This window comes from Mycobacterium sp. IS-1742, assembly GCF_001500125.1.
Taxonomy (GTDB): Bacteria; Actinomycetota; Actinomycetes; order Mycobacteriales; family Mycobacteriaceae; genus Mycobacterium.
Genome location: NZ_LQIV01000044.1, coordinates 138,485 through 164,211, shown reverse-complemented (window position 1 = coordinate 164,211; position 25,727 = coordinate 138,485). Strand labels below are relative to the sequence as shown.

The following is a 25,727-nucleotide window of genomic DNA, read 5'->3' as shown; positions in this document are numbered from 1 at the left end:
CGAATCCCTGCTGCGCTACATGCGCGACTCCCGCGGTTTCGACTTCACCGGCTACAAACGCACGTCGCTCATGCGACGGGTGCGACACCGGATGGAGCAGGCCGGCTATGAGACGTTCGAGGAGTATCTCGACGTCCTGCAGGCGAGCTCCGATGAGTTCGCGGCGTTGTTCAACACCATCCTGATCAACGTGACCGACTTCTTCCGCGATCCGGGAGCGTGGGACTTCCTTCGCGAGGACATCGTTCCGTCCCTCCTCGCCGATCGGGCTCCCAACGACCCGATTCGGGTGTGGAGCGCGGGCTGCGCGTCCGGTCAGGAGGCCTACACGCTGGCGATGGTTCTTGCCGAGGCGCTCGGGCCGGAGGCGTTCCGCCACCGCGTGAAGATCTACGCCACCGACGTCGACGACGAGGCCCTCACCGAGGCGCGTGCCGCCTCGTTCGACGCCAAGGCGGTCGAGTCCGTGCCGACAGAGCTTCTGCACCGCTATTTCGAATACGTCGGCGGCCGGTACATCTTTCGCAAAGATCTTCGTCGGGCTGTCATCTTCGGGCGCAACGACCTGGTCCGGGACGCTCCGATATCCCGTGTCGACTTGTTGGTGTGCCGCAACACCCTGATGTACCTGAACGCCGAGACACAGCGAAATGTGCTGAACCGCTTGCACTTCGCCCTCGCACCCCGGGGCATTCTCTTTCTGGGACATGCGGAGATGTTGCTCAGCCACAGCGATCGCTTCACGCCGCTGAACCTCAAACAGCGCATCTTCCGTAAGACCGGCGGCGGCGAACGCGCGCTCGGCCGCATGGAGAACGGCTCGGCCCCGTTCGACCGGCAGGGTGAGCTGCCCGGCCTCAACTCGATCCGGGACATGGCGTTCCGGGCCAGCCCGGTCGCGCAGATCGTGGTGACCGGAGACGACACGGTGGCGATGATCAATCAGCAGGCGGAGACCACCTTCGGACTCTCCGCACGCGACATCGGCCGGCTGCTTCGCGATCTCGAGGTGTCGTATCGGCCGATCGAGCTGCGCGCCTACCTCGAACAGGCGAAGGTCGAGCGCCGTTCGGCCATGGTCCAGGACGTGCACTGGCAGCGCGCCGGCGCGGAACCCATCTCGTTCGAGATCCACATCAATCCCCTGGTGGACGCCGAGAACGGGCTGCTCGGCGTGTCCATCGTCTTCTTCGACGTGACGGCCAACCGCGCGCTGATCGACCAGGTGGTTCAGACCAACCGTCAGCTCGAGTCGGCGTACGAAGAACTGCAGTCGACCAACGAGGAGCTCGAGACCACCAACGAAGAACTGCAGTCCACGGTGGAGGAACTGGAGACCACCAACGAAGAACTGCAATCGACCAACGAAGAGCTCGAGACGATGAACGAGGAACTCCAGTCGACCAACGACGAACTGCACACCATCAACGAGGCACTGCGGGAACGTAGCGTCGAACTCGACCGGGCGGAGACCTTCCTCGACTCCCTGGTGAACAGCGTCAACTACGGGCTCGTCGTGGTCGACCGGGAGATGTGCGTGGTCGTCTGGAACCGGGGATGTGAGGAACTCTGGGGCCTGCGGGCGGGCGAGACGATGGGTGCGCCCCTGGGCGCCCTTGACATCGGCCTGCCGTTGACCGAGGTCAAACCGTTGATCGGCAAGGCGTTCGTGGATTCCGACACGACGGGCGAGGTGGTGGTCGAGGCGGTCAACCGGCGTGGCAGGCCGACTCGGGTGCGGGTCAAGTGCACCGCGTTCCGCGCCGCCGAGGGCACGGTCAACGGCGCGCTGCTACTGATGGAAGTGCTCACCTGACCAAGCCCGTCGGTCCGCATCGTCGAGTTCGGACCGGAGGTCCTGGGCGGCTGCCGCTTCGTGCCGCTCCGCTTCTGCCCGATGGTTCGCGGCGGCGTCCTGGTGGGCCTCGGCGCTCCTGTCACCGGCGATGAGCGCCGCCTGCTCGTGCGCGGCGGCCGCTTGACGGTGGATCCGGCTGGCCTCGAGGTGGCGGTTCGCGGCGGCGCGATGCGCTGACTCCGCCCGCGTGTAGGCCGCCATCGCGCTCTCATGGGCGCGCTCGGCCGAGTCGACGGTGGGCGCCACACCGTGGCCGAGCTCTTCGCGGCGCCGTCGTAGTTCTTCGACGCGAGCGCGGGCCACCTCCGCCCGCGAGGCGGGTCCGTCACTGTGAGCAGCCGACTCGGCGCTCATGGCAACGGGTGGTCGCAGTGGACGAGCCGGCGCGCGACGTCGACCAATGGTGTGTTGCCGTCCTGCGACAACCGCTTGAGGAGTTCGAACGCCTGGACGGCATTGATGTCGAAGCGTTCCATGAGCATTCCCTTGGCCTGGCCGATGATGTCCCGGGAGGCCAGTGCGCTGCGGAACTGCTCGTCTCGCCGCTGGACGTCCCACACGATCGCGGCATGCGTGGCGAACACCAACCCGACCTCGACCGCTTCGTCACCGAACACGTCGGCGCGGTCGGTGTAGAAGTTGAGCGCTCCGACGGCCCGCGGACCGTTGAACAACCGGAACGACATGATGGATCGGATGTCGGTCCGCCTCAGGGCTTCGTCACGGAATCGTGGCCAGCGTCCGTCGGCCGCCAGGTCGTCGACGACGATGGTGTGCTGTTCCCAGGCGGCGGACAGGCACGGCCCTTCACGATGCTCCTGCTGGATGTGGTCCAGTGTCACGGCAGCGTCATCGGTGGCGGCGAGGCTCTCGACCGCACCTCCGGCAAGCATCTGGGTGATGCCGGCGCACTCGGCGCCCGGAACCGACGTGACGGAGCTCTTCATGAGGTCGCGCAGCGCCGACTCTGCATCGATGTGGCTGCTCTGCTGGAGGTCGCGGACGAGCGCCGCCAGCTCCAGAGCGATCGCGGTGTGAGAGTTCGTCGACACACACGCCTCCCTGACGTTGACTGCCTCAGTCGATCGTACGACGGGATTCACCCCGCGGGGGGTGCCGCGACATGGCCCCGCAGTGTGGTGTGGGGACTCTGTCCGTAGGTCTGCCGGTAGAGCACCGCGAACCGGCCGGTGTGCGCGAAACCCCAGCGCGCCGCGATGGCCGTGACGGTGTCGTGACCGTGATCTCCGGCGATGAGGTCCTGATGTGCGTGGTGCAGACGGAGCCGGCGCAGGTATTGCACAGGCGTCGTCTCCAAGTGCCTGCGGAACATGTACTGCACCGCGCGCGGCGAGACGTGGATGGCGGCGGCGATGTCGGCCAGGGCGATGTCGTTGCCGAGGTTCTCCTCGATGAAGTCGGTCGCCCGCCGCAGCAGCACCGGTTTCGCGTCGCGGTCGTGCGCGGTCGACTCCATGCCCGCCGTGGCAGGGAACGCCGCCACCGTGACGGCGGCGAGCAGCCTCGCGGCGTGACCGAGCACCAGCGGGGTGGCGAGTGCGTCGTCGGCGAGCACACCGTCCTTGACGTAGCGCACGGTCCGCTGCCACAGCCGGGCCGCCGGATCGTCGACGGGCTCGAACAGCGAGAACCTGATCGGTTGGGCCTGTGCTTGCGGCACGCCGGTGGCGACGCCGGCGACGAGCGCCGGGTCGAGCAGCACCGTCGTCACCGCGATGTCCTCGGCCTCCGCATCGTGGGGCAGGTCGGGCTGGGTGAGCAGCGCGATCTCTCCGGTACGGGCCCGGCCGTGGACACCGGCGCACCGGCCCGCGATCCGGCCCCGGTTCGCCCACACCGCGGCCACCTTGTGCAGTGGTTCCGGTGACGCGGTGAACCGGCCGGCCACCTCAAAGTCGTCGATCACGAAGGCGCCGGCGTCGTGGCGGGTGTGGGTCAGCACTGCGCCACCGGCCGGGTCGTCGAGCCGCGACAACCGCAGCCGGGAGCCGTAGGCGTCGTCCAGGAATGCCGCGGCCTTGTCGGGATCCGTGAATTCCCGGCGGGTCCGCGACGGGACCACCAGGGAGTCGAACTGTGGGGCTATGGGTTTCACCTCTGCGCGTGACGCAGTGCGGGGCTGGTGCTGAACCCCCTGGCTGGTGCTCACCTTAGCCAATTCGGCGCCGGACGCCCGCCGGATGGCCCGACAGCACCCCCGACGTCCCGGACAGCGCCCAGAAGCCGGTGTGGTGGGATGAGCTCCATGCCCGTTCTGGACAGATTCCGTCTCGACGACAAGGTCGTCATCGTCACCGGCGCCTCCTCGGGTCTCGGGGTGTCGTTCGCCAAGGCGTGCGCCGAAGCCGGCGCCGACGTCGTGCTGGCCGCCCGCCGCGTCGACAAGCTCGAAGGCACCGCCGAGCTGGTGCGCTCGGCCGGCCGTCGCGCGTTGTCGGTGGCCACCGACGTCGCCGACCCGGCGCAGTGCCAGGCGATGGTCGACGCGGCGATGGCCGAGTTCGGACACGTCGACGTGCTGGTCAACAACGCCGGTGTCGGCACCGCCGTACCGGCCACCCGGGAGACCCCGGAGGAGTTCCGCGCCGTCGTCGACGTCAACCTCAACGGTTCGTACTGGGCGGCGCAGGCCTGCGGACGGGTGATGGGTCCGGGCAGCTCGATCGTCAACATCTCGAGCATCCTCGGCATCACCACCGCGGGTCTGCCGCAGGCCGCGTACAGCGCCAGCAAGGCGGCGATCGCCGGCCTGACGCGAGACCTGGCCCAGCAGTGGGGAACCCGCAAGGGCATTCGCGTCAACGCCATCGCACCGGGGTTCTTCGAATCCGAGATGACCGACCAGTACAAACCCGGATACCTCGAGAGCGTCATCGAACGCGCGGCGCTCGGTCGCACCGGCGATCCCGAAGAGCTGGCGGCCACACTGGTGTGGCTGGTGTCGGACGCCGGCGGTTATGTGACCGGACAGACCATCGTCGTCGACGGTGGCGTCACGATCACCTGACTAGCGAACGAGGTATTGCTGGCCCGGCATGAAGTCGCCGAGCAGCACCGCCCGCGCACCCTGGTCGAGGACGACGGCCGCGAACGGATCACCGGCGTGCATGGCCAGCAGTAGCGACTCCGCGCCGAACCAGCGCCGCGCCACCACGTCCCGTTGCGCGGCGGGCATGCTCTCGTTGAGCGCCCAGGTCGAGACGAACAGATCGGCGTCGACGTCCAGGTCGGCGACGAGTCCGATCGGGACGAGGTTGACGCGTCCCGGTTCCGGCCGGACCGGTGCGCGGTGGTGCAACACGACGCGCTCCTCCCCGAGGACGGCGGACAGGTAGAGCCACTGCACCGCGCTGAAGACCGGGGTGTCGACGATGACGCAGGTGGGTGCGCCGCCGTGCAGGCGCACGAGAAGCCGCATCAGGCTGCCGAATCCGCCGCCCCATTCGACGACCGTCGAGGCGTCCCGCACCCGCCATCCGGTGGCGTCCTGATAGCGCAGCAGGTGGTACAGCTGGTGCACGGTGTTGGGTGAGGTGCGCACATCGGTGCCGGGCACCGGGACCGTCGGCGGCGCGCCCACCGCATCCTCGGCCAGCAACCCCTCGTCTTCCAGGTGTTCACGGACGTAGGGCAACTCGTGCGGGACGATGCGCTCGCCCATCAACATCTGGAAGCGGATGGCCGGGTGGCACAGGAAGTCCGGTGGCGGCACCGGCAGTAGGTCACGAGCCAGCTGCTCGTTGCGTTCGGCCCAGTCCGCGCGCACGTACCGGGGCTCCACGCAGTTCCGGACGGCCCCGAGCCGGTCCGCGAACCGGGCGGCGAGTGCGCTGTGCACCCCCCCACCCGGCGGCCGGGTCGTTCTGGTCGGAGCGCATACCTGCTGATACCCGCCCCGCGCACGGCGAACCGGTTTCGCGTACCCGTCGGGCCTTACCCGACGGATAGGAAAGTCTTACCCGCGGGCACGCGAATCTGACTTCGGCGCGATTACCCCGGCGCGGCCGGCTCACGAGGATGAATGTCGTCCCTCTCCCACGACGAACGACATCGAGGAACCTCATGGTTGCGACAGCATCGACGAACTCCCCCCGCCGGGGCCACGACGAAACCGTCCGGATGCGCAACACGGATCTGCTCCGGCCGCTGCCGACCGACGTCACCCTCGACGACCCCCAGACCACGCGGTTGCGCGCCGAGCACCGGCCGGCGGTGAGCACGGCCGTCGGCAAGACCGTACGGCTGCCCAGCATCGTCATCGGCAACGTCGCCAACACCGTGCGGCAGCGGTACGCCGAACTCGACGCCGTCGCCCCCGCCCCGCCCGGCGTGTGGCAGATCGCGCGGATCCTGATGATCCTGCTGCTGGCGTCGATGCCGATCCTGGGCATCTCGGTCGACGTGTTCGGTCTGGTCCCGCAGGCCACCACCTCGGTGGTGATCATCGCGCTGACCGCCGTCGTCGGCGCGGTCATCGTGTTCGCGCCGCACCGGACCGACATGATCGTCGGGCGCGGCCTGATCGCCGGCATGGTGGCGTGCATCGTCTACGACGCCGCCCGACTGTTCGCCGTCCACGTCCTGGGCCTGATGGAGGACTTCATCCCCGTGATGGGCTCCTGGGTCACCGGCGAGCCCGACACCACCGGCAGCGCCGCGGTCGGCTACGTGTGGCGCTACATCGGTGACGGCGGCGGGCTGGGTGTCGCGTTCTTCGTCGTCGCGTTCGCGCTGGGCATCGACCGGTGGTCGAAGGTCAAGGCCGTGGCCGCGGCGGTCGCCTTCGCGGTCTTCCCCACCTGGGCCGGGCTGATCGGGACGGTCGCGCTGGCGCCGCGCGGCGAGGAGATGATGTTCCCGCTGACGCTGGCGACGGTCACGATCACCCTGCTCGGTCACGTCATCTTCGGCGTCATTCTGGGCCTGGCGTTCCTGAAGGCGCCGCGGGGCCGGACGGGCAGCGAGTGGCCTTGGCCGCCGCTGCTGGAGACCCTGACCCGCCGCCGCAGCGCGGCGTAGGAGTCGAGCGGGCCGCGGGCCGTCGGGACTTCCCGGCGGCCCGCGGCGCGTTCTCGGACCGCTGACCCCCGCTCTGGGTGAGAATTGTCCGCATGCCCTCCCACCTCGAAGTGTGGAGACCGTCGGGGCGGGAGTTGGTCACGCTCGACGGTCAGCGGGTGACGCTCGGCAAGGCCGCCACCAACGCCGTCTCCCTCGAGCACGACGAGACGGTCTCCCGGCTGCACGCCGTGTTCGAGAACCTCGGGTTCGCCTGGTCGATCAGGGATCTGGGCAGCCGCAACGGCACCTATCTCAACGGTGAACGGATCACCGCCGAACGGGTGCTGCGGTCCGGGGACGAGGTGCGCGTCGGCAGGTCCCGGTTGATCTTCTGGCAGGCCCAGGACAGCGGTGACGGACCCCGTGACGAGCAGACGGTGTCCGCGCAGCCGTCGGACCTCCCGCCGCGTCTCACCCCGCGCGAATTCGACGTCCTCGTGGCGTTGTGCCGCCCGCTGGTCTCCGACGACCTCTTCCCCGAACCCGCGTCCGTGCGCCGCCTGGCCGGCGAACTGTTCGTCACGGAAGCCGCCGTCAAACAGCACCTGCAGAACCTGTACGACAAATTCGCCATCCCCGCCGACGGCGACCGCCGGGTCCGGCTGGCCAACGAGGCGCTGCGCCGCGGCGCGGTGACCATCGCCCAGCTGCGCGACGCTACGTGAAGTCCAGGGCTTCGACTGTGGCGACGGGACCCTCGTGGGTGGGCCGGTCGGCTCCGCCGATGCAGTACAGCGTCGAGCCGACGGCGGCCACCGCCTCCCCGTGCAACGGGGTGCTGATCGGGGCCAGCGTGCTCCAGGTCCCGCCGGCGATGTCGTACATCTCGACGGTGGCGAGCACGCGGGTGGGTTCTTCGCCGCCGACCGCGACGATCCGGCCGTCGATGAACGCGGCGCCGTAACTGCCGCGCGCAGTCGGCATGTCCGGCAGGGACTCCCACGCGCCCGTCTGCGGGTTGAACCGCTCGAAGGCGGCCGAGTTCTCGTCGGCGCTCAGCAGGCGTCCACCGAGGGTGTAGACGTAGACGCCGTCCGACACCGCCGCCAGGTGTTCGCGCGGCGTGGGGAGATCGGCGGCCTCGGTCCACGACTCACCGTCGAACACCTCGGTCTGCGCGACGAGCTGCTTGTCGTCCTGCCCGCCGACGACGACCAGCTTGTCCCCGACGACGGCCGCGGCACCCGCGACCCGGCCGTGCTGCATCGGAGGAAGCTCCGCCCAGGCGCCGTCGCGGAGGGCGTACACCTTGTTCGACGCGTCGGCGATGCTTTCGCTGGCGCCGCCGATCACCACCACCTCGCCCCGATACGTCGCCGCGGTGGCGTGATGCAGCGGAACTGGCAGCGGGGGCTCGGTCCGCCATGTGCCCGTTCGCGTGTCGTAGCTCTCGACGGTCTGGAGGGTCTCGCCGTGGCTCATGCCGCCGGCGATCCAGATCCTGTCGTCGAGCACGGTCCACGCCGTCATCAGCCGCGCCGTCGGCGCATCCGGCAAGGTTCGCCACGCAGCGGCCGGTTGCGGCCGGCGGGCACCGAGCTTGAGGGATTCGGCCGACGCGGTGACCGCGCCGTCGGCGGCCCCGGTCGATCCGCCGATCGTGTAGACGGTCCGGCCCACGCTGGCGACCGCCATACCGTGCCGCGCGGTCTCCATGTCGGGCAACTCCGTCCACGTCCGCGTGACGAAGTCGAGCGCGACGACACTCGCGAGCACCTGTCCCGCGGATTCGCCCCCCACCGCGACCAACCGCCCGTCGGCGTTCGTCGCGCCGAAGTCGCTGCGCGGCTGCGGAAGTGGGGGCAGTGCGCTCCACGTGTTCGCGGCCGGATCGTAGGCCTCGGCCGTCGCCAGGTCCGCCGTCCCGGTGGTGCCGCCGACGACGTACACCAGCCTGCCGTCCGACGCCGCGGCCGACATCTGCCGCGGTGTGGGCATGGCGGCGCCGAGTTTCCAGCCGGTGCCGTCGTAGATCTCGGTGGTGGCGAGCAGCTTGCCCGCTTCGTCGACGCCGCCGGTGACGATGATGCGGTCGCCCACCACGGCGGCGGACGCTGCCGCGCGTGGTTGCAGCAGTGGGGGCAGTTCGGTCCAGCGACTGTTGACCACCCGCCACACCCGGTCGGTCGCCACCCGCGGGTCGGCGCCCTCGGTGCGCCAGCCACCGAGGACCACCGGGGTGCCCTGCCAGGTGACCGCCATGGCGTGTTGCACGGGAACGGGCAGATCCTCACCGCCCTTCCAGCTGTCGATCGCCGGGTCGTAGCCCTCGTGCCGCCCGCTGACGCGGTCACCTTCGCCGACGCCGCCGAACACCCAGATCGTGCCGTCGGCCTCCGTCGCCGCGACGCCCTCGCGGGCCACCCGCGCATTCGCGAGCGACCGCCATCCCGGCTGGGCCTCCGGGGTCGGTTGCGTCTGGCCGGCCGGCGCCGCCACGTCGCTCCCGGCGTCGTCGCGGGGTGAGACGACCATGTAGATCCCGCTGACCACCAGCAGCAGCACCGCGACGGCGGCCGCGGCGGCGATCAGTTTCCGGTTGCGCTCCGGCTTCTGGGGCGGTTCGGCCGCCGGGGTCTCCGGGGTGGGCGGCGTGGCCGCCGGCACGGCCCACGGCAGGCTCGACGCGCTGATCGACGCGGTGTGGGCGAACATGCCCGGCGACGGCGGTGGCATCGCGCCGGTCGCGCCGAGCGAGTCCTCCCCGGTGGGCTCGGGCGGGCGTGTGACGTCGAGCCCCTCGGCGGCGGCCGGCTGCTCCGCCGGGGCGTCCGGGTCGCTGAGCGCCATCGAATCCGCGGCCAGGCCGTTGTGGCGTTGTGCCAGTTGCAGTTCCCGGCCGAACTCCTCCGCCGAGGCGAACCGGTCGCCAGGTTCGCGTGACATCGCCTTCTCGATCACCGAGCAGACGTCGACCGGAATACCCTCCGGACGAAGGTCGGGCACGGGCGTCGAGGTGATCCGCAGGTAGTGGGCGATCAGGTCTTCGTCGGCCTTGCGTTCGTGCGGAGGGTTACCCGCGATCAGGGCGTAGATCGTGGCGCCGAGGGAGTACACGTCGGCCGCGACGGTCGGCGGCGTCCCGCTGAGCACCTCGGGCGCGGTGTAGGAAAGGGTGCCGGTGAAGAAGCCGGTCACGGTCTTGTACCCGCCGACGATGCGCGCGGTCCCGAAGTCGCTCAGTTGCGGTTCGCCGTAGTCGTTGACGAGCACGTTGGCCGGTTTGATGTCCCGGTGCAGGGTCCCCGTCCGGTGCGCGGTTTCCAAAGCGCCGCACAGTTTTACGCCGATGCGCAGGGCTTCGGGCCAGGCGATCCGGCCTTCTCTGCGCACCCGCTGCGCCAGCGAACCCCTTGCGTGGTAGGGCATCACGATGAAGGGCCGGTTGCTGTCGGTGACACCGACCTGCAGGATGTTCACGATGTTGGGGTGACCGGAGAGCCCGCCCATCGCGTAGCCCTCGCGCATGAACCGCTCCCGGTCGTCGTCGTCGAGATCGGAGGCGAGGACCTTGATGGCGACGCTGCGCGCGAGGGACTTCTGATAACAGCGGTACACCACTCCGCCACCACCGCGCCCGACCTCGACGGCGTCGGTGAATCCGGCGGCCGCCAACTCGCTTGCTATCCCGCCCGCCATAGTGCTGACCGTCCTGAAGGTGAAACACGGATCGTTCGCCTAAAGGTACCGAGCAAAGACTCCCCGGAGGCGGGAATCAGCGGTTGCGGTCGGCTCTATCCTGAAGCGCGTGCGCCCGGCCGGACCTGTCACCGTCGACGAATTCCGGGTCGGTGATCCCCCGGATGCGTGGCGGGGAGCGGGGTTCACCGTCGACACCGATGACGTGTGCCGAATCGGCGGTGTCCGCATCAGACTGGCCGGCGCCGACCGCGGCTCCGGCATCGTCGGGTGGTCGCTGCGGGGGCTGCCGGCGGACTCCGCCGTCGACGGGATACCGACCACGAGGTCCGACGCCACCGCCGCCGAGCCCGCGACGCATGCGAACGGCGTCACCGCGATCGACCACGTCGTGCTGATGTCGCCCGACCTGGGCCGGACCGTCGACGCGCTGGCGGCGCTCGGGGTGGCGCCCCGCCGTGAACGCGACGCCGAGCTGGGCGGCCGGCCGATCCGTCAGGTCTTCTTCCGGTTGGGTGAGGTGATCCTCGAGGTGGTCGGCTCACCCGACACCGCAGGCGCGGGTCCGTCCACGCTGTGGGGCATCACGTACGCGGTCGCCGACCTCGATGCGACGGCGTCGTACTTCGGTGCGCGCACGGCCCCGGTGAAGCCCGCGGTGCAGCCGGGGCGACGGATCACCACGCTGCGCCACCGCGATCTCGGGATGTCGGTCCCGACGGCGATGATCTCCGCACCTATCCTCAGGCCATGACCGATCCTGCCGACCGCGGCGCAGTCTTCGACGGAATCCGGATCGGCAGGCCCGCGACCGGCGCGCTGGTCGACGCCGGCTACCGCACGCGTGCGGATCTCCCTGCGGACCTCGATGAGTTGCTGGCGCTGCACGGCGTCGGCCCCAGGGCGGTCCAGCTGCTCCGGCAGGCACAGGCCGGCTGACCCGTGGACACCGAACCCGTGATCATCCACACCGACGGCGGCTGCCGCCCCAACCCGGGCCCCGGGGGGTGGGGCGCGGTGCTGCGCCACCGTGACCGCGTCCGCGAGATGTTCGGCGGGGAGGCCGGCGCGACGAGCAACAACCGGATGGAGCTCACCGCTCCGATCATGGCCTTGGAGGCGCTCACCAGGCCCGTGGTGGTGCACCTCCACACCGACAGCACCTATGTCCGCAACGGCATCACCAAGTGGGTGCTCGGGTGGGAGCGCAACGGCTGGCTGACCGCCGCCAAGCAGCCGGTGAAGAACGCCGACCTGTGGCGGCGGCTCCGGATCGCCTGCGCACCGCACCAGGTCGAATGGTTCTGGGTGAAGGGCCATTCCGGGGTCCCGGACAACGAGCTGGCCGATCAGCTGGCCACCCGCGGTCTGCAGGAGGCGGTCGGGGCCGCAACCGTGCTGCGCTGACCGCAGCGGTTCAACGCACCGACCGCGGGTAGCCCAGGGACATGGATCAGGCGAAAGCACCGCTCCTGGACGCGCTGGCCGACTATCACCGCAGCGAGCGGTACGGCTTCACCCCGCCGGGACACCGTCAGGGCCGCGGCGCCGACGAACGCGCCCTGGCCATCCTCGGGAAAGACCCGTTCCGCGACGACGTGCTGGCCTCCGGCGGCCTCGACGACCGGATGTCCCGGGGCGGCTTCCTGTCCGACGCCGAAGACCTGATGGCCGAGGCGGTGGGGGCCGACTCCGCGTTCTTCTCGACCTGCGGCAGTTCACTGTCGGTCAAGGCCGCCATGATGGCGGTCGCGGGCGGGCACGAGGGCGGTCTGCTGCTCAGCCGTGACAGCCACAAGTCGGTCGTGGCGGGGCTGATCCTCTCCGGCGTGCAGCCGCGGTGGATCACCCCCCAGTGGGACGCCGAACGACACCTCTCGCATCCGCCGTCACCGGAGCAGGTCGCCCAGGCGTGGGACGAGTACCCCGACGCCTCAGGGGCGCTGGTCGTCAGCCCGAGTCCCTACGGCACCTGCGCCGACCTCGCCGGGATCGTCGAGGTGTGTCACGACCGCGGCAAACCGCTGATCGTGGACGAGGCCTGGGGCGCACACCTGCCGTTCCACGAGGATCTGCCGACGTGGGCGATGGATGCCGGCGCCGACGTCTGCGTGGTCAGCGTCCACAAGATGGGCGCCGGGTTCGAACAGGGTTCGGTGTTCCACCTGCAGGGCGACCTCGTCGATGCCGACCGGCTGTCCAAATGCGCCGACCTGCTCATGACCACGAGCCCGAACGTGATGGTCTACGCGGCGCTCGACGCGTGGCGGCGGCAGATGGTCGAGCGGGGGCACGACTTGTTCGGCGCCGCTTTGGAACTCACCGCCGGCGTCCCGGCGCGCATCGAGGAGATCGCCGACGTCGAGGTCCTCGACGACGAACTACTGGGCGAGCAGGCGTCCCACGACCTCGACCGGCTTCAAGTCCTCATGGACGTCGCGGCGACCGGTACCTCGGGCTATCAGGGCTCGGACTGGATTCGCGAACACTGCATGCTGGATCTCGGCATGTCCGACCACCGGCGCATGCTGGCGACGATGTCGTTCGCCGACGATCCCCACACCGCCGACCGGCTTCTGGCCGCGTTGTCGTCGTGGCGTGAGGCGGCACGCGACTTCGAGCCGCCGCCGCGCATCGACCTGCCGTCCCCGGAGGAGATCCAGCTTCCGACGGTGATCGTGCCGCGTGATGCGTTCTTCGGCGACACCGAGATGGTGCCGGCGGAGAAGGCGGCGGGACGGGTTGCCGCCGAACAGATCACGCCGTACCCGCCGGGTATCCCGGCCGTCGTACCGGGCGAGGAACTCAACGACGCGGTCATCGACTACCTGCGCTCGGGTGCCGCGGCGGGGATGACGCTGCCCGACGCGTCGGACCCGAAGGCGCAGCACTTCCGCGTCGTCGCCTGACCTACTCCCACACGACCTCGTCGGGCGACTTGTCCGGGCGCAGACCGCGCCACGACGGCTGCCGCAACCGGCCGTCCCCGGTGCGCTCGCTGTAGCGCACCTCCCCCACCAGCTCGGGCCGCACGAACGTCACCCCCTTGGCATCCTGCGTGGGAAGCCTTGTCGCGAAGGGCGATTCCTTCGTGTGCAGCGGAGCGAGCGTCGTCTTGAGCTTGCCGAGCTCCTTCTCGGTGAACCCGGTGCCCACCCGCCCGACGAACTGCAGCCCGTCCGGTCCGGGGATGCCGAGCACCAGCGCGCCGATACCGCTGCTCCGCCCGCCGTTGCCTTCGCGCCAGCCGCCGATCACCACCTCCTGGGTGTTCCACAGCTTGTCCTTGATCCACGCCGACGAGCGCCGCCCCGGCTGATAGGTGGAGTCCCACTTCTTGGCGACCACACCCTCCCACTTGCGTTCGCGCGCGTGCTCGAGCGCCTCCCGACCGTCGCCGTCGAGCAGGGGCTGCACGATCAGGCCGCCGCCGCCGGCCAGTGTCTCCAACAGCTTCCGGCGGTCCCGGTACTTCGCTTTCAGCAGCCAGCGTCCGTCGAGGCGCAGGATGTCGAACGCCCAGAATTCGACACGGGTGGAGCGGGCACGGTTCTGCATCTCCCCGAAGCGGGGCACGCCGTTGTCGTCGAGTGCGACGACCTCGCCATCGAGCACGACGTGGTGGTCGGCGAGATCAGCCGCCAGCGCGCGTAACTGGGGATACTCGCCGGTGACGTCGCGCCCGCTGCGGGATTTGAGGCACAGCGTGCCGTGGTCGGCGTCGACCAGCAGCCGGTAGCCGTCCCACTTGCCTTCGAACGCCCACTGTCCGGCGGTGTACCGCTCGACCGAACCGTGCGTGGCGAGCATCGGCGCGAAGTCCTCGAAGGTCGGGTTGGCCTGGTCCTTCATCCGGTGCGCGAGCCAGTTCTTGCCTTCGGTCTGGATGAGCGCGTAGCGGCCGTCGATCTTCTCGCCGTGCAGGGTGACGATCACCTCGCCGCCCTTGGCGGGCCCGTCGGGGGCGTGGTCGTTGAACTTCTCGGTGTCGTAGGTGCCGGTGTCCCAGACGAACATGTCGCCGCCGCCGTACTCGCCCTTCGGGATGGTGCCGTGGAAGGTGAGGTACTCGAGCGGGTGGTCCTCGGTGTGCACGGCCAGGCGGTTCTCCGCTGGGCTCTCGGGCAGGTTCTTCGGCACCGCCCAACTGACCAGCACACCGTCGCGTTCCAGGCGCAGGTCGTAGTGCAACCGCCTGGCGTGGTGCTCCTGGATGACGAACCGGTCGTTGTTGCCGACGGTCGGCGCGCGGGGCGGCACCGGCTCGGGGGTCCTCGACGGGTCGCGCATGCTGCGGTACTTGGTCAGCCGGTCCTCGACCGGCACCTTCTCGTCGAGATCGGCGAGCAGGTCGCCGAACCGCTCGATCCGCTCGAGCACCTCGTCGAACCGCAGATGGCGCAGGTCGGGGTCCTCGATCTCCTCCCACGTGCGGGGCGCCGCGACCGTGGGCTCCTCGCGGCCGCGCATCGAATACGGCGCGATCGTGGTCTTGTTGCCGTTGTTCTGGCTCCAGTCGAGGAACACCTTGCCGGTGCGCAGGCTCTTGGTCATGGTCGCGGTGACCTGTTTGGGCATGGTCTTCTCGAGCTGCTGGGCGATCCGCTTGGCCAGCACCGAGGCGCCCTGGCTGCTGATCGGCTCGTCGAGCGGGACGTAGAGGTGCAGGCCCTTGCTGCCGCTGGTCAGCGGATAGGCGGTCAGCCCGATACCGGTGATCAGCTCACGGACCTCGTGAGCGACCTCGCACAGCTGGCGGAACGTGACGCCCTCGCCGGGGTCGAGGTCGAACACGATGCGGGTGGCCGGGCCCGGCGTGAGGTGGTCGGGTTCGCCTACGAACCGCCACTGCGGAACGTGTACCTCCAGTGACGCCTGCTGCGCGATCCACGCCAGGCCTTCGCGGGTGTCGATCAGCGGGTAGGTGGTGGTGCCGGACTTGTGGACGATCGTGCCGCGGGTGAGCCAGTCGGGTGCGGAGCTGGCCAGTTGCTTCTCGAAGAACTCGAGCTCTCCGACACCGTTGGGCCAGCGCTTGCGGGTCACCGCCCGGCCCGCGATGTGCGGCACCATCGCGTCGGCGACGTTCACGTAGTACTCGAAGACCTCCGCCTTGGTGGTCCCCGTGGCGGGGTACAGCACCTTGTCCGGGTTGGTCAGGCGCACCCGACCGAAGTGATCCACCACGCCTTCCGCCACGACCAAGTATTACCCGTTCGGAGGCATCGGCCCTCATGTCGAACTCGCCGCTCACAGACGCCGCTCTGTCCACAGCCGGGACGGCGTGCCGCTCCTCGCGCCCGAAACATGTCGGGCCTCCTCAACACCATCGAAGGGTGGATCGATCTGCGCATGGTGGCTGAACACAGCAGCCGGTACATCCTGCATCGCGTCCGCGAGGCGTTCGCCGAACAAGGTTGGGCGTTACCGAGTTCTACCTGAGGGGCGTGGATTCGGGCCGAGAACGACCCTGGTGCAGAAGTCGACGCCGCAGTACGCGGCCCAGGGCGACGCTAGGCCACCCGCTCCCCCGTCTCCGGGTGGAACAGGTGCACGACGGCGTCGGGCTGCTTGCGCAGGTGCACGGTGTCGGCCAGCCGCGGCGCCGCCTTCGTCAGCGACCGCGCCACCAGGTTCACGCCCTCACCGGCGTGCGCGTACACGTAGGCCTCGCTGCCGAGATCCTCGACCAGGTCGACGACGACCTCCATCCCGCCGGAGTCGGTCAGCTCCAGCTGCTCGGGCCGCACACCGACCGTGACCTCCTTCAACCCCGCCTCGTGCAGTGCGCTCAGCTGCGCCCGCTCCAGCTCCAGCGACGAATTCTGGCCCACCCGAACGCCTTCGGCGGTGATCGGCAGCGTCATCAGGTTCATCGCGGGGGAGCCGATGAAACCGGCGACGAACGCGTTGGCCGGCTGGTCGTAGAGTTCGCTCGGCGTCGCGAACTGCTGCAGCTTGCCGTTGCGCAGCACCGCGACCCGGTCGCCCATCGTCATCGCCTCGACCTGGTCGTGGGTGACGTACACGGTGGTGGTGCCCAGCCGCCGCTGCAACGCCGCGATCTGCGTGCGGGTCTGCACCCGCAGTTTCGCGTCCAGGTTCGACAGCGGCTCGTCCATGCAGAACACCTGCGGTTCCCGCACGATCGCCCGGCCCATCGCCACGCGCTGGCGCTGCCCACCCGAGAGCTTCGCCGGTTTGCGGTCCAGGAAGTCGGTCAGGTCGAGCAGTTTGGCGGCCTCTTCGACCTTGCGCCGCCGCTCGTCGGCGGACACCCCGCGCAGTTTCAGCGCGAAGCCCATGTTCTCGGCGACCGTCTTGTTCGGGTACAGCGCGTAGTTCTGGAACACCATCGCGATGTCGCGGTCCTTCGACGGCACGCCGCGCATGTTGCGGCCGCCGATCTCGATGTCGCCCTCGTCGATGTCCTCCAGACCGGCGAGCATCCGCAGCGCCGTGCTCTTCCCGGAACCCGACGGCCCGACCAGGACCACGAACTCGCCGTCGGCGATGTCGAGGTTCAGCGAGTCGACCGCCAGTTTGTCCGAGCCCTCGTAGATGCACGAGGCGTTCTTGTAAGCGATTGTCGCCATTGACGTTTCCTATCTATTTGATGGCGCCGAAGGACAGTCCACGAACCAGCTTGTTCTGGGCGACCCACCCCGCCAGAACCACCGGCAGCGCGGCCAGCGTCGCCGCCGCGCACAGCTTGGCCCAGTACAGGCCCTCACCCGCGATGAAGCCGACCAGGAAGACCGGCATGGTCTGGGCCTGGACCGCGGTGAGGCTGACCGCGAAGAAGAACTCGTTCCAGGCGAAGATCACGCAGATCAGTGCGGTCGCCGCGATACCGGGTGAGACCAGCGGCAGGATCACCTCCCGCGCGGACCGCCAGGTGCTCGCCCCGTCGAGGCTGGCGGCCTCGAGCAGTTCACCGGGCACCTCCAGGAAGAACGACCGCATCATCCACACCGCCACGGGAAGGTTCATCGCCGTGTAGAGCACGATGAGCGCCCAGATGTTGTCCAGCAGGCCGATGTTCGACACGATCACGTAGAGCGGGATGATCACCGCGACCACCGGGAGCATCTTGGTGCTCATGAAGAAGAACAGCGCGTCGGAGGTCTTGCGGACCGGGCGCAGTGACAGCGCGAACGCGGCCGGGATGCCCAGCAGCAGCACCAGGATCGTCGACACCGTGGTGGCGAACAGGGAGTTCAGCAGTCCCGTCGCGACGCCCTGGTCGAAGACGGCCTTGAACTCGTCGAGGGTCGGGCTGAAGACGAATTTCGGTGTGGTGGTGTAGGCGTCGACCTCTTGTTTGAACGCCGTCAGCACCATCCAGAAGACCGGGAAGAAGAAGCCGAGGCCGACGAGCCAGGCGACGACACCCCAGGGGTCGAACTTGCGGCGCTTGGCCGTCGCGGCGGGAGCGGTGGTGGTGGTCATGTCAGGCCGCCTCTTCCTTGCCGGTGAACGATTTGAAGATCAGGCGCAGCGCGAAGCTGGCGATGATCATCGTGAAGATCACGACCACGACGCCCATGGCGGCGGCCTGTCCGATGTCGAAGCCCAGGAACGCGCGTTGGTAGATGTAGAACGGCAGGTTCGCGCTCGCGGTACCCGGCCCGCCCTGCGTCATCATGTAGATCTGGTCGAAGGTGTTGACCAGGTAGATCGCCCCGAGCACCGTGCCCAGTTCGATGAAGCGCCGAAGGTGCGGGAGCGTCAACTCGCGGAAGAGTTGGAACGCTCCCGCGCCGTCGACTCGACCGGCCTCCAGGATGTCGCGAGGCATCGACTGGAGGCCGGCGAGGATCAGCAGCATCATGAACGGCGTCCACTGCCAGACCAGGGCGAGAATCACCGAGGACAGCGGAAATCGGCTGACGAAGTCGATTCCCTCACCGGGCAGCAGCCAGTTCACGATGCCGAACACGGGGTCGAGCATCGCGGTCTTCCACATCAGCGCTCCCGCAACGGGAGTCACGAGGAACGGGGTGATCAGCAGGGTGCGCACCACACCGCGGCCGAGGAAGGCACGGTCGAGCAGCAGGGCGAGCAGCAGCCCGAGCACCACCGAGATCAGCACCGTCGCGACGATGATGACGACGGTGTTCAGACCCACCTGCCAGAACGTCCCGTCGGCGATGACGTCGAGGTAGTTCTGCATGCCGACGAACTCACTGGAGCCGGGGCGCACCAGGTTCCACGACAGGGTCGAGTAGTAGAGCGTGAACAGGAACGGGATCTGCGTCACCAGGATCATGAAGATCAGGGCGGGCAGCAGCGGGCCGCGCCGCCGCCATCCCTCGGCGCGGGATACGCCCCGGTCCTGCCCCTGTTTGATCCGGGCGACGTGTTCGGATTCGGTCTCCCGGGCTTCGGTGGCCACTGTGGTCATGAGTTCTCCTGATAACTCCGGCCGACGACCTCGGCGTACCGCTGCGACTGTTCGAGCGCGTCGTCGACCGTCTTCTGCCCGGCGATGGCTGCGCTGATCTGTTGGCTGACCCGGGTGCCGAGGTCCTGGAACTCCGGGATGGCGAGGAACTGGATGCCGGTGTAGGGCACCGGCTGTACGGTCGGCTTCAGTGGGTCCGCACCCTCGATCGAATCGAGCGTCGCCTGCCCGAACGCCTGCGAGGCTTCCTTGTACTCGGGAATCTCGTATGTGGAGAGCCGGCTGCCCGGTGGCACCCTCGCCCAGCCCAGTTCCTCACCCACCAGCCTGATGTAGTTCTTGTCGGTCATCCACGAGATGAACTTCCACGCGGAGTCGGGGTTGTCACTGCTCTTCGGGATGCCGAGCGCCCACGTGTAGAGCCACCCCGAGTTGGGCTTCTCCGCCATGGGAGCCATCGCGTAGCCCACCTTGCCGACCACGGTGGACGACGCCGGATCCTCGAGCACCGACACCGCGGACGTCGCGTCGTACCACATGGCGGTGCGACCCTGCCCGAACTGCGTCGCGCATTCGCTGAATCCGCTTGCCGCGGCGCCGGGTTCGCCGTACTTGGTGACCGTGTCGACGTAGAACTGGACGGCGCGCCTGACCTCGGGGCTGGTCAGCTGGGCGTTCCAGTTCTCGTCGAACCACCGGCCGCCGAAGGTGTTGATGACCGTGTCCAGCGGCGCCAGCACCTCACCCCAGCCGGGCTTGCCGCGCAGGCAGATGCCCACCATGTCGGGGCCGTCCAACTTGGCCGCCGCATCGGCGACCTGCTGCCACGTCGGCGTGCGGGGCATCGTGATGCCGGCCTGCTCGAGCAGGTCCTTGCGGTACATCAGGAACGACGATTCACCGTAGAACGGCACCGCGTACATGTCGCCGTCGTAGGACAGCGATTCCCGCAGCGACGGGAAGAAGTCGCTCTCGTCGTAACCCGGTGTCTTGCGGGCGAATTCGGAGAGGTTGACCAGCCAGCCGTTCTCCGCCCACTGGGGCGTCTCGTAGTTGCTGATCATCACCACGTCGAACTCGCCGCCGCCCATCGCCGTCGAGGCGGTGATCTTGGCGCGGGCCTGGTTCTCCGAGAGCGTGACGAACCGCAGTTTGATGTCCGGGTTGGCCTCTTCGAACTTCGAGGACAGCTCGCGGGCGTCGGTCATCTGGGAATTGGAGACCATCGCGATGGTCACCGTCTGGTCGGTGGCGCCGAGGGTTCCGGCGCCGGCGCACCCGGACGTGACGACCAGCGCGGCGGCGGCCAGACCTCCCGCCAGCCGACGCACCATTGTTCGCGTTTTCACCGTCACCCCTTTCCGTGGTCGAGAAGCCAACGTGCGCAGTCGATGTCGCAAACCAACAGCCGGGCCAGGCGGCCGCGGAGCGCGGCCAGGGTGGCCCGGTGCTTCTCGGCGCCGCTGGCGATCAGGATCGTCTTCTCGCAGGCCCGGACGTCCTCGAGGGGGACGGACACCGCGCGCTGCTGGAGTTCGGTGTCCACGGGCGCGCCCTGTTCGTCGAAGAACCGGCCGCCGATCTCGCCGACGGCACCCGCCGCGATCTGCTCGTCGAGCATCCGGGTGTCGAGGTAGCTGCCCTCGAAGAGGGTGGTTGACGTCGAGACGGCGCCGACTCCGAACATCATCACATCGGCGCGCCTACCGGCCTCCAGCGTGCGGGAGATGACCGAATCGCAACGCATCGACGCCACGGTGGACGGATCGGCGTACAGCGGCGCGGGCAGGCGGATGGTGTTGGCGCGCAGCATGTCCGCGCACCGGCCGAGGATGAGTTCGACGCCGGTCTGGTAGGCGGCGCTGGACATGGCGCCGTCGAGTTGAACCACCGCGCGGCAACTCGCCACGCCCGGCGTCAGGGCGGTCGCCACCGCCACCTGCTCCGGCCCCCAGGTGAAACCCAGCACGTCGTCGGGTTCCAACCGGCGCATCAGCAGTGCGGCGGCCGCGCGCCCGACGCTGGCGAACGCCGCGGGCCGCCCCGGCGCGCCGATGTCGACACCGTGACCGGCGATCACCACCTCGGTGAGGCCGAAGCGTGTCTCGAGTTCGCGTTCCTCGTCGGCGTGCAGGTCCTCCTGCAGATTCTCGGGCACCACGATGTCGATGCGCACGAGGCCGCGGGCCTTGGCGCGGGCGACGAGTCGGCCCGCGGTGGGACGGGAAACGCCGAGACGGGCGGCGATCTCGGCCTGGGTCAGGCCGTCGAGGTAGTACAGCGTGGCCGCGCGCAACGCCAACCGCAGGTCTTCCGGGGAGCGCTGATGCGCCCGTCCGTTCGCCGCGGGAGCCGACGTCGGTATCGCCACGCGGGACCACCCTCCGTGCGAGGGTGAGCATATGCTCACCAGTGCGAGTAGATGCTCATCACGCTAACATGGTGAATGTGACGCAGACAACACTTTTCTGCCCGGGCCGTTCGACCGGATGGGTGGCGGCGTCGTGAAGCTCGACAGGTCGACCCTGCCCGACATCCCCATCGCCACGCCGACCTACGCGCGCGACGAGGTCGGCGTGGGTATCGTGCACTTCGGCGTCGGCGGATTCCATCGCGCACACCAGGCCATGTACGTCGACGCGCTCCTCGAGAAAGGTCTCGCCTCGGAGTGGGGGATCTGCGGTGTCGGAGTGCTGCCCGGCGACCGCAGGATGGCCGAGGCGCTGGGCGCTCAGGACGGGCTCTACACGCTGCTGCTGGAGAACCCCGACGGCACCCGCGACGCCCGGGTCATCGGGTCGATCGTCGACTACCGCTACGCACCGGACGATCCGGAGGGCGTCGTCGAACTGCTGGCCGCGCCGAGCACCCGCATCATCTCGCTGACCATCACCGAGGGCGGCTACGAGGTCGACAAGGTGGATGCCGACTCCGTCAACGTGTTCGGTCTGGTGACGGACGCGCTCGCCCGCCGGCGCGACCGCGGTATCGGCTCGCCGACCATCGTGTCGTGCGACAACATCGAGGGCAACGGCGACGTGGCCCGCGCGGCGTTCGTGTCCTACGCCGACCGCACCCATCCGGGCCTCTCGGAATGGATCGAGGCAGGCACCCGCTTCCCGAACTCGATGGTCGACCGGATCACGCCGGTGACCACACCGGACGTGATCGCCACCGTCCGCGACGAATTCGGTGTCGACGACGCGTGGCCGGTGGTCGCCGAGCCGTTCACCTCGTGGGTGCTCGAGGACACCTTCGCCGACGGGCGCCCGCCCTTCGAGGACGTCGGCGTGCTCCTCGTCGACGACGTCACCCCCTACGAACTGATGAAGCTGCGACTGCTCAACGCCGGCCACCAGGCGCTGTGCTACTTCGGCCATCTGGCCGGCTACCGGTTGGTGCACGACGCCGCGGGCGACCCGTTGTTCGCCGAATTCCTGCGCCGGTACATGGATTCGGAGGCGACGCCGACGCTGCAGCCGGTCCCCGGTATCGACCTGCCCGACTACAAGCGCACGCTCATCGAGCGTTTCGCCAATCCCGGTGTGCGCGACACCATCGCCCGGTTGTGTTACGGCTCCTCGGACCGCATCCCGAAATGGCTGTTGCCGGTGGTCCGGGAGAATCTGCGGACCGGGGCGCCGGTCCGGTTGTCGGCCGCGGTCGTCGCGAGCTGGGCGCGTTACGCCGAGGGCGTCGACGAGCAGGGCGAGCCGATCGATGTGCAGGACCAACTCGCCGGCGAACTGGTCCCCCTGGCGCGCACCCAACGTGACAACCCGACCGCGTTCGTCGAGAACCGGTCAATCTTCGGCGATCTCGCCGACGACAAACGGTTCGTCGACGAGTACGTCGCGGCGTTGCAGTCGCTGCACCGCGACGGTGCCCGCGCCACCCTCGAAGCGCTGGTGGGTGCGCCATGACGCCGCGTGCGCTGGTGATCGGCGAAGCGTTGATCGACATCGTGCAACGCGACGGCACGGCAGCCGCCCCGACAGAACACGTCGGCGGCAGCCCCCTCAACGTCGCAGTGGGTCTCGCCCGGCTCGGGCGCGGCGTCGACTTCCTCACCCACATCGCCGGCGACGCGCGCGGCAGGCGGATCGTCGAGCATCTCGAGGCGGCCGGGGTGCGCCTCGTCGCCGGCAGCACGAACGCCACGCGAACGCCGACAGCGCGGGCCACGCTCGACGACAAGGGTTCGGCCCGGTACGAATTCGACATCGAATGGGAGCTTGCGGGGACCCCGGAGGCGGCGCCCCCACTGGTGGCCCACACCGGGTCCATCGCCACGGTGCTCGAGCCGGGATGCCGCGCGACGGCGGCGCTGCTCGACGCCTACCACCTGTCGGCGACGATCACCTTCGACCCCAACATCCGCCCGGCGCTGATCGACGACCCCGACGCGGCGCGCACCCGGATCGACCGCCTGGTCGAACGCGCCGACGTCATCAAGGCCAGCGACGAGGATCTGCGGTGGCTGGACCCGAACCGGTCGCCGAAGCAGACGGCCCGCTCGTGGCTGCAACTCGGGCCGTCGATCGTCGCGGTCACCGAGGGCGATCAGGGCGCCTTCGCGGTGTGCGCCGCCGGTGCGGTGCGGGTGGCCGCGCTCCCTGTCGAGGTGGTGGACACGGTCGGAGCCGGTGACGCCTTCATGGCGGGGCTGATCGACGCGCTGTGGACCCACGATCTGCTGGGCGCCGAGAAACGCCCACACCTGCGCGCGATCCGCCTCGACGCGCTGCACGACGTGCTGCAGACGGCCGCGTTGTCCTCGGCGCTGACCGTCACCAAAGCGGGTGCGGACCTCCCCGACCGGGCGACCCGCGACGCCGCGGCGCGCGAACCCGCGGCCCTGATCGACCGTCACCGCTGATGATGTGGGCCATACTGGGCGTATGCGATCCATCTGGAAGGGTTCGATCGCCTTCGGCCTGGTGAACGTGCCGGTCAAGGTCTACAGCGCGACCGAGGACCATGACATCAAGTTCCACCAGGTCCACGCGAAGGACAACGGCCGGATCCGCTACAAGCGGACCTGCGAGGTGTGCGGCGAGGTGGTCGAGTACCGCGACATCGCCAAGGCCTTCGAATCCGACGACGGCCAGATGGTCGTCATCACCGACGAGGACATCGCCACGCTGCCGGAGGAACGCAGCCGGGAGATCGAGGTGCTGGAATTCGTCCCGGCCGCCGACCTCGACCCGCTCATGTACGACCGCAGCTACTTCCTCGAACCCGACGGCAAGTCGTCGAAATCGTATGTGCTGCTTGCCAAGACGCTGTCGGAGACCGACCGGGTCGCGATCGTGCACTTCGCGCTGCGCAACAAGACGCGGTTGGCGGCCCTGCGCGTCAAGGACTTCTCCAAACGTGACGTGATGATGATCCACACGCTGCTGTGGCCCGACGAGATCCGCGATCCCGATTTCCCCGTGCTGGACAAGGAAGTCGAGATCAAACCGGCCGAGCTGAAGATGGCCGGTCAGGTGGTCGAGTCGATGACCGACGACTTCAACCCCGACCGCTACCACGACGACTACCAGGATCAGTTGCGGGAGTTGGTGGAGGCCAAACTCGAAGGCGGGGAGGCGTTCGCCGTCGAGGAGCAGCCGACCGAACTCGACGAGACCGAGGACGTGTCGGATCTGCTGGCGAAACTCGAGGCCAGCGTGAAGGCGCGGCGCTCGGGCTCGGGCTCGAAGTCCGAGTCGGACGACGATGACGAGAAGCCGGCCAAGAAGGCGGCGGCCAAGAAGGCACCCGCGAAGAAGACCGCCGCCAAGAAGGCACCCGCCAAGAAGGCTGCGAAGAAGGCCGCCGCGAGGAAGTCCTGACCGTCCGGCCGCCGGCTGTCGCGATTAGAACGTGTTCCAGAAACCTCACCCTTCGGCGACCGCGCCTTGCTACGGTGACGCCCGTCGAAGGAAGTGAGGCAGACGTGATCCTGGACAGATTCCGGCTCGACGGCCGAGTCGCAACCGTCACCGGGGCGGGCCGTGGACTGGGCGCCGCGATCGCGGTGGCGTTCGCGGAAGCCGGTGCGGACGTGGTGATCACGGCCCGTACCGAGTCGCAACTCGACGAGGTGGCCGAGCAGATCCGCGGCACCGGCAGGCGCGCGCACATCGTCGTCGCCGACCTCGCGCATCCCGAGTCGACGGCCCGGCTCGCCCCCGCCGCGGTAGAGGCCTTCGGGAAACTAGACATCGTCGTCAACAACGTCGGCGGCACCATGCCGAACTCGCTGACGGACACCTCGGCGAAGGACATGCGCGACGCGTTCACCTTCAACGTCGCGACCGCCCACGCGCTGACCACCGCATCGGTTCCGCTCATGCTGGAGCACTCCGGCGGCGGCAGCATCATCAACATCACCTCGACGATGGGCCGCCTCGCCGGACGCGGATTCGCCGCCTACGGCACCGCGAAGGCCGCGCTCGCGCATTACACCCGCCTCGCCGCACTCGACCTCTGCCCGCGCATCCGGGTCAACGCGATCGCGCCCGGCTCGATCCTGACGTCCGCACTCGACATCGTCGCCAGCAACGACGACCTGCGCGAACCCATGGAGAAGGCCACGCCGATGCGCCGGCTCGGCGATCCCGAGGACATCGCCGCCGCGGCGGTCTACCTGGCCTCCCCGGCCGCGAGCTACCTGACCGGCAAGACCCTCGAGGTCGACGGCGGGCTGACGTTCCCCAACCTCGACATGCCCTTCCCGGACCTCTAGGAGAC

General features: G+C 69.0%; 23 protein-coding genes. 12 read left to right on the top strand and 11 right to left on the bottom strand.

Features of this window, described 5'->3' with window-relative positions; genetic code table 11:
- The first annotated feature begins 19 nt into the window (after window positions 1–19).
- Window positions 20–1,816: a CheR family methyltransferase gene (locus AU196_RS23790; RefSeq protein WP_059097599.1), complete on the top strand. Its 1,797-nt coding sequence runs from the start codon at window positions 20–22 to the stop codon at window positions 1,814–1,816.
- On the opposite strand, the gene AU196_RS25930 is transcribed toward AU196_RS23790, so the two are convergent.
- From AU196_RS25930 to AU196_RS23775, 3 genes are read right to left on the bottom strand one after another with little or no spacing between them, the layout of a single operon-like run.
- A complete protein-coding gene (locus AU196_RS25930; RefSeq protein WP_059097536.1) occupies window positions 1,793–2,212 on the bottom strand; it encodes a hypothetical protein in 420 nt (139 codons plus the stop codon). The two genes, AU196_RS23790 and AU196_RS25930, sit on opposite strands and share 24 nt — an antisense overlap.
- Complete coding sequence (locus AU196_RS23780; RefSeq protein ID WP_059097535.1) at window positions 2,209–2,910, bottom strand: GAF and ANTAR domain-containing protein; 702 nt, start codon at window positions 2,908–2,910, stop codon at window positions 2,209–2,211. The genes AU196_RS25930 and AU196_RS23780 overlap by 4 nt, the downstream gene beginning before the upstream one ends.
- Window positions 2,911–2,957: 47 nt before the next feature.
- Window positions 2,958–3,974: a helix-turn-helix transcriptional regulator gene (locus AU196_RS23775; RefSeq protein WP_231737694.1), complete on the bottom strand. Its 1,017-nt coding sequence runs from the start codon at window positions 3,972–3,974 to the stop codon at window positions 2,958–2,960.
- A gap of 150 nt (window positions 3,975–4,124) precedes the next feature.
- On the opposite strand from AU196_RS23775, the gene AU196_RS23770 reads away from it, so the two are divergent.
- The gene (locus tag AU196_RS23770) at window positions 4,125–4,886 is read left to right on the top strand and encodes an SDR family NAD(P)-dependent oxidoreductase (RefSeq protein ID WP_059097598.1); all 762 of its coding nucleotides are present in this window, start codon (window positions 4,125–4,127) and stop codon (window positions 4,884–4,886) included.
- Here the strand turns inward: AU196_RS23770 and AU196_RS23765 are convergent, their stop codons facing one another.
- Entirely contained in the window at window positions 4,887–5,717 is an 831-nt protein-coding gene (locus AU196_RS23765; protein ID WP_059097533.1) for a class I SAM-dependent methyltransferase, read from the bottom strand. It lies immediately after the preceding gene.
- Window positions 5,718–5,941: 224 nt separating this feature from the next.
- Here AU196_RS23765 and AU196_RS23760 point away from each other — a divergent pair, with 224 nt between their 5' ends.
- Both AU196_RS23760 and AU196_RS23755 read left to right on the top strand, forming a co-directional pair.
- On the top strand, window positions 5,942–6,898 hold the full coding sequence (locus AU196_RS23760) for a hypothetical protein (protein WP_059097532.1): 957 nt from the start codon (window positions 5,942–5,944) through the stop codon (window positions 6,896–6,898).
- A gap of 92 nt (window positions 6,899–6,990) precedes the next feature.
- Entirely contained in the window at window positions 6,991–7,605 is a 615-nt protein-coding gene (locus AU196_RS23755) for an FHA domain-containing protein (protein WP_059097531.1), read from the top strand.
- Here AU196_RS23755 and AU196_RS23750 read toward each other — a convergent pair.
- On the bottom strand, window positions 7,598–10,579 hold the full coding sequence (locus tag AU196_RS23750) for a serine/threonine-protein kinase (protein ID WP_059097530.1): 2,982 nt from the start codon (window positions 10,577–10,579) through the stop codon (window positions 7,598–7,600). The genes AU196_RS23755 and AU196_RS23750 overlap by 8 nt on opposite strands.
- 109 nt (window positions 10,580–10,688) lie before the next feature.
- Between AU196_RS23750 and AU196_RS23745 the strand changes: the two genes are divergently transcribed.
- From AU196_RS23745 to AU196_RS23730, 4 genes are read left to right on the top strand one after another with little or no spacing between them, the layout of a single operon-like run.
- Window positions 10,689–11,333, top strand: a complete 645-nt coding sequence (locus AU196_RS23745) for a VOC family protein (RefSeq protein WP_059097529.1) — start codon at window positions 10,689–10,691, stop codon at window positions 11,331–11,333.
- On the top strand, window positions 11,330–11,518 hold the full coding sequence (locus AU196_RS23740; protein WP_059097528.1) for a hypothetical protein: 189 nt from the start codon (window positions 11,330–11,332) through the stop codon (window positions 11,516–11,518). Before AU196_RS23745 ends, AU196_RS23740 begins: the two co-directional genes overlap by 4 nt.
- A 3-nt stretch (window positions 11,519–11,521) precedes the next feature.
- Entirely contained in the window at window positions 11,522–11,986 is a 465-nt protein-coding gene (rnhA, locus tag AU196_RS23735) for a ribonuclease HI (RefSeq protein ID WP_059097527.1), read from the top strand.
- Between the two features lie 41 nt (window positions 11,987–12,027).
- The gene (locus AU196_RS23730) at window positions 12,028–13,488 is read left to right on the top strand and encodes an aminotransferase class I/II-fold pyridoxal phosphate-dependent enzyme (RefSeq protein ID WP_059097526.1); all 1,461 of its coding nucleotides are present in this window, start codon (window positions 12,028–12,030) and stop codon (window positions 13,486–13,488) included.
- Between the two features lies 1 nt (window position 13,489).
- Here AU196_RS23730 and AU196_RS23725 read toward each other — a convergent pair whose 3' ends face one another.
- From AU196_RS23725 to AU196_RS23700, 6 genes are all read right to left on the bottom strand, one after another.
- The gene (locus AU196_RS23725) at window positions 13,490–15,766 is read right to left on the bottom strand and encodes an ATP-dependent DNA ligase (RefSeq protein WP_059097597.1); all 2,277 of its coding nucleotides are present in this window, start codon (window positions 15,764–15,766) and stop codon (window positions 13,490–13,492) included.
- Between the two features lie 326 nt (window positions 15,767–16,092).
- Window positions 16,093–17,175 carry an ABC transporter ATP-binding protein gene (locus tag AU196_RS23720; RefSeq protein WP_059097525.1) on the bottom strand — a complete coding sequence of 361 codons (1,083 nt, stop codon included), beginning with the start codon at window positions 17,173–17,175 and terminating at the stop codon, window positions 16,093–16,095.
- A gap of 13 nt (window positions 17,176–17,188) precedes the next feature.
- On the bottom strand, window positions 17,189–18,031 hold the full coding sequence (locus AU196_RS23715) for a carbohydrate ABC transporter permease (protein WP_059097524.1): 843 nt from the start codon (window positions 18,029–18,031) through the stop codon (window positions 17,189–17,191).
- Between the two features lies 1 nt (window position 18,032).
- Complete coding sequence (locus AU196_RS23710) at window positions 18,033–18,986, bottom strand: carbohydrate ABC transporter permease (RefSeq protein ID WP_059097523.1); 954 nt, start codon at window positions 18,984–18,986, stop codon at window positions 18,033–18,035.
- The gene (locus tag AU196_RS23705; RefSeq protein WP_059097522.1) at window positions 18,983–20,320 is read right to left on the bottom strand and encodes an ABC transporter substrate-binding protein; all 1,338 of its coding nucleotides are present in this window, start codon (window positions 20,318–20,320) and stop codon (window positions 18,983–18,985) included. The genes AU196_RS23710 and AU196_RS23705 overlap by 4 nt, the downstream gene beginning before the upstream one ends.
- 17 nt (window positions 20,321–20,337) lie before the next feature.
- On the bottom strand, window positions 20,338–21,357 hold the full coding sequence (locus AU196_RS23700; protein ID WP_059097521.1) for a sugar-binding transcriptional regulator: 1,020 nt from the start codon (window positions 21,355–21,357) through the stop codon (window positions 20,338–20,340).
- A gap of 133 nt (window positions 21,358–21,490) precedes the next feature.
- On the opposite strand from AU196_RS23700, the gene AU196_RS23695 reads away from it, so the two are divergent.
- The 4 genes from AU196_RS23695 to AU196_RS23680 all read left to right on the top strand — a co-directional run bounded on the left by AU196_RS23695 (window position 21,491) and on the right by AU196_RS23680 (window position 25,722).
- On the top strand, window positions 21,491–22,909 hold the full coding sequence (locus AU196_RS23695; RefSeq protein ID WP_059097596.1) for a mannitol dehydrogenase family protein: 1,419 nt from the start codon (window positions 21,491–21,493) through the stop codon (window positions 22,907–22,909).
- Window positions 22,906–23,865, top strand: coding sequence for a carbohydrate kinase family protein (locus AU196_RS23690; RefSeq protein ID WP_059097520.1), 960 nt, complete (start codon window positions 22,906–22,908; stop codon window positions 23,863–23,865). Before AU196_RS23695 ends, AU196_RS23690 begins: the two co-directional genes overlap by 4 nt.
- Before the next feature lie 22 nt (window positions 23,866–23,887).
- Window positions 23,888–24,826 carry a non-homologous end joining protein Ku gene (gene ku, locus AU196_RS23685; RefSeq protein ID WP_059097519.1) on the top strand — a complete coding sequence of 313 codons (939 nt, stop codon included), beginning with the start codon at window positions 23,888–23,890 and terminating at the stop codon, window positions 24,824–24,826.
- A 104-nt stretch (window positions 24,827–24,930) separates the two neighbouring features.
- Window positions 24,931–25,722, top strand: a complete 792-nt coding sequence (locus tag AU196_RS23680; protein WP_059097518.1) for an SDR family oxidoreductase — start codon at window positions 24,931–24,933, stop codon at window positions 25,720–25,722.
- The last annotated feature ends 5 nt before the right edge of the window (window positions 25,723–25,727 follow it).

Coding starts and splice junctions, on each gene's coding strand:
- AU196_RS23705 (WP_059097522.1), bottom strand. CDS start 20,320: ATGGTGCGTCGGCTGGCGGGAGGTCTGGCCGCCGCCGCGCTGGTCGTC.
- AU196_RS23770 (WP_059097598.1), top strand. CDS start 4,125: ATGCCCGTTCTGGACAGATTCCGTCTCGACGACAAGGTCGTCATCGTC.
- ku (WP_059097519.1), top strand. CDS start 23,888: ATGCGATCCATCTGGAAGGGTTCGATCGCCTTCGGCCTGGTGAACGTG.
- AU196_RS25930 (WP_059097536.1), bottom strand. CDS start 2,212: ATGAGCGCCGAGTCGGCTGCTCACAGTGACGGACCCGCCTCGCGGGCG.
- AU196_RS23720 (WP_059097525.1), bottom strand. CDS start 17,175: ATGGCGACAATCGCTTACAAGAACGCCTCGTGCATCTACGAGGGCTCG.
- AU196_RS23755 (WP_059097531.1), top strand. CDS start 6,991: ATGCCCTCCCACCTCGAAGTGTGGAGACCGTCGGGGCGGGAGTTGGTC.
- AU196_RS23690 (WP_059097520.1), top strand. CDS start 22,906: ATGACGCCGCGTGCGCTGGTGATCGGCGAAGCGTTGATCGACATCGTG.
- AU196_RS23730 (WP_059097526.1), top strand. CDS start 12,028: ATGGATCAGGCGAAAGCACCGCTCCTGGACGCGCTGGCCGACTATCAC.
- AU196_RS23760 (WP_059097532.1), top strand. CDS start 5,942: ATGGTTGCGACAGCATCGACGAACTCCCCCCGCCGGGGCCACGACGAA.
- AU196_RS23750 (WP_059097530.1), bottom strand. CDS start 10,579: ATGGCGGGCGGGATAGCAAGCGAGTTGGCGGCCGCCGGATTCACCGAC.
- AU196_RS23715 (WP_059097524.1), bottom strand. CDS start 18,031: ATGACCACCACCACCGCTCCCGCCGCGACGGCCAAGCGCCGCAAGTTC.
- AU196_RS23790 (WP_059097599.1), top strand. CDS start 20: ATGCGCGACTCCCGCGGTTTCGACTTCACCGGCTACAAACGCACGTCG.
- AU196_RS23710 (WP_059097523.1), bottom strand. CDS start 18,986: ATGACCACAGTGGCCACCGAAGCCCGGGAGACCGAATCCGAACACGTC.
- AU196_RS23740 (WP_059097528.1), top strand. CDS start 11,330: ATGACCGATCCTGCCGACCGCGGCGCAGTCTTCGACGGAATCCGGATC.